Genomic DNA, 2,630 nt, shown 5'->3' with positions numbered 1-2,630 from the left:
CGCGCCTTCGAGGAGCACCTGATCCGGTGCGTTCAAAGTGAGGGCCAGCAATGGATGGTTTTCGCGGATGTGTGCCGCGTCCTGGGGTACAAAAACCCGCAGCATCAGGCAAAGTACCTCCGGGAAGAAGAAAAGTGCAAGTTAGATATCGCCCTCAAAAACACCTTGGTCAACTGCGTAAACAGGAACGGGTTGCGCAGGGTATGCCTATTGTCGGCCAAGGAGGTCGGACGGAGACTGTCTGACTGGGCCGACAGAGAAGTCTTCGTGGAGAGGAGGTGACAAAATGCGCACGCTGTTGTCCCGGAAAGAAGCGGCTGCCCGGCTCCAAATATCTGTTGATACCTTGGACGTTGAGCGGGCCAGCGGCCATCTGGCCTATATCCAGCGCAAGCCCGGCGGCAAAGTCTGGATCACAGAGGACGCTATCGCGGAGTACCTGGAGCGGGCCACCCACCCGGCGCGGCCGAAGCTGCGGACGGGCACCGACACCATCCGCCGGCGGAGGGTGTAAGAGACGGTCGAGCCGGAATACATCAAAAGCCGCCCGGAGGCGGCCAACAAATCACAGACAGAAGGAGATACGAACATGAAGGTAGGAAAGACCCTGCAAGAACTGGCGGACGAGCTGGTCCGTCAGCAGTCAGCAAAGAAGGATTACATCGTCAATACCGGAGCGATGCACATGAACGCCGAAGAGCACCGTACATCTCTCACCGTCGGGAACCAGAAGACCGGCATCTCGGTCTACGGCATTAACGAAATCGCCCACCGGCAGATCGGGCAGCATCTCAAGATTCCCGCCGTGTACTACGACCGCATGAGGGAGGATTACCCAGAGCTGCTGGCCCAGAACGTCAACGGCTGGTTCGCTCGTAATCCAGGTACCCCTAAGATGCTGCGGACGCTGGATGGTGTCGCCAGAGCCCTCCTGTCGGAGCGGTACCGGCGCATCGACAACTACGAGATAGCCAGTGCTGCTCTCCCCATCTTTGCATCCATTACTGGCGCCATCGTGGAGAGCTGTGAGCTGACGGACAGCCGCATGTACATCAAGGTCGTTGACCCCAGGACAACAGCCGAAGTCCGCAAGGGCGATATTGTGCAGGCGGGCGTAGTTATCACCAACTCCGAGGTTGGCCTCGGCAGTGTGGCCGTGAGCCCTCTGGTGTACCGTCTGGTGTGTTCAAACGGCATGATTGCCCAGGACAACGCTGTACGCAAGTACCATGTCGGCCGGTCGAACACCGCCGAGGATGATTTCAGCATCTACCGGGACGAAACCATCCAGGCCGATGACAAGGCGTTCCTGATGAAGCTGGAGGATTCCATCCGGGCCGCCGTCAGCCAAGCCCGTTTCAGCCGGATCGTGGACAAGATGCGTGAGGCCACGGAGGCCAAGTTGCAGCCTGCCACCGTTCCACAGGTTGTGGAGCTGGCGTCCAAGGAGTACGGATTCAGCGAGACGGAGGGTAAAGGCATCCTCGGCCACCTGATCGGCGGCGGAGATCTCTCCCTCTACGGGCTGGCCAACGCTGTCACCAGACAGGCCCAGGACGTGGATTCCTATGACCGCTCCACCGACCTGGAAGCTACCGGCTACAAAATCATCACCATGGCCCCGGCCCTTTGGCGGCAGATGGCCAACTTGTAAGGAGGACGACACAGAATGAAGACTATCAAAGTGAGACTGACCTTCACGGAGGGCCTGCTGGGCACCAGCCCGGCCAACGAGGACGTTTACCGTGACTTTATCGGCTCGAAGGCCCCGGATGCCGCCACGGTGGAGGATGAGGTCGCCGCCCTGGGCACCGATGCCGTGGTCGAGAAGGGCATGACCGTGTTCCCCCGCATGGCGGACGGCACCCCCATGCTGTATGACTACCAGATCAAGGGCTTTTTTAAGGACACCTGCGGGGGCCTCCGCAGAGTCAAGGGCACAAAGTCCGAGAAGCTCAAAGCCTATAAGAAGGAGATCGACCGCCTGATCTTCCCGGAGCCCCGCCATATCCCCATTCTCTTTACCGGGGAAATGACCGAGTGCCAGCGGCCCCTCCGGGCCCAGACGCCCCAGGGCGAGCGGGTGAGCCTCGCCATCAGTGAGCAGATCCCCGCCGGGGCGACGGTCGAGTTCACCGTCGTGTGCCTCTGTGATGACCATGAGGACCTGGTCCGTGAGTGGCTGAACTACGGTAAGTATTCCGGCATCGGCCAGTGGCGGAACAGCGGCAAGGGCCGCTTCACCTGGGAGGAGCTCCAGTGACCGACCGCGACGGCGCTGCGCTGTGGAACAGCTGAGTGCAGATTAGTTGGGCGGTGGCATCGTAAGGAACAGTATCGATAGCCCGGTGGCGCGACGGAAAAGCCACGCAACGACTCGCAGAGGTATGGAATCGAGACGAATAGCACGGGCGGGCCTTGCCGTGAGTAGCGACGGCAAAGCAGGGCGAGGCAGGGCCGCGCATGGGCGAGGTGTGGTCGGCGCAGCTGTGAGCAGCAACGGCAGAGTATCGTGAAGTGAAGTAACGAAAAGGCTTCGTGAGGCACGGAATGGCTGTGTATCGGCAGGGCAGGGCTGCGCGGTGAATATCTGCGCAATGGTGAGGCGTTGTTAAGCTAGGTAGAGAAAG

Annotated in this window: 4 protein-coding genes; all 4 read left to right on the top strand. The window is 60.3% G+C overall.

Annotated features, from left to right (window positions below; all coding sequences use genetic code 11):
- The coding region (locus Q0Z94_RS11760) for a BRO family protein (RefSeq protein WP_298069967.1) at positions 1 to 282 on the top strand (282 nt) is incomplete at its 5' end.
- Positions 283 to 286: 4 nt separating this feature from the next.
- Positions 287 to 514 (top strand): helix-turn-helix domain-containing protein, encoded by a 228-nt coding sequence (locus Q0Z94_RS11755; protein WP_298069965.1) that lies wholly within the window; start codon positions 287 to 289, stop codon positions 512 to 514.
- A 165-nt stretch (positions 515 to 679) separates the two neighbouring features.
- Entirely contained in the window at positions 680 to 1,654 is a 975-nt protein-coding gene (locus tag Q0Z94_RS11750; protein WP_298069939.1) for a DUF932 domain-containing protein, read from the top strand.
- A 15-nt stretch (positions 1,655 to 1,669) separates the two neighbouring features.
- Positions 1,670 to 2,263, top strand: coding sequence for a hypothetical protein (locus tag Q0Z94_RS11745; RefSeq protein WP_298069937.1), 594 nt, complete (start codon positions 1,670 to 1,672; stop codon positions 2,261 to 2,263).
- Positions 2,264 to 2,630 lie beyond the last annotated feature (367 nt).

This window comes from uncultured Mailhella sp., assembly GCF_947631555.1.
In the GTDB taxonomy this organism is placed as follows: Bacteria; Desulfobacterota; Desulfovibrionia; order Desulfovibrionales; family Desulfovibrionaceae; genus Mailhella.
The sequence above is the reverse complement of the archived record's forward strand: the minus strand, read 5'-3'. Positions and strand labels throughout refer to the sequence as shown.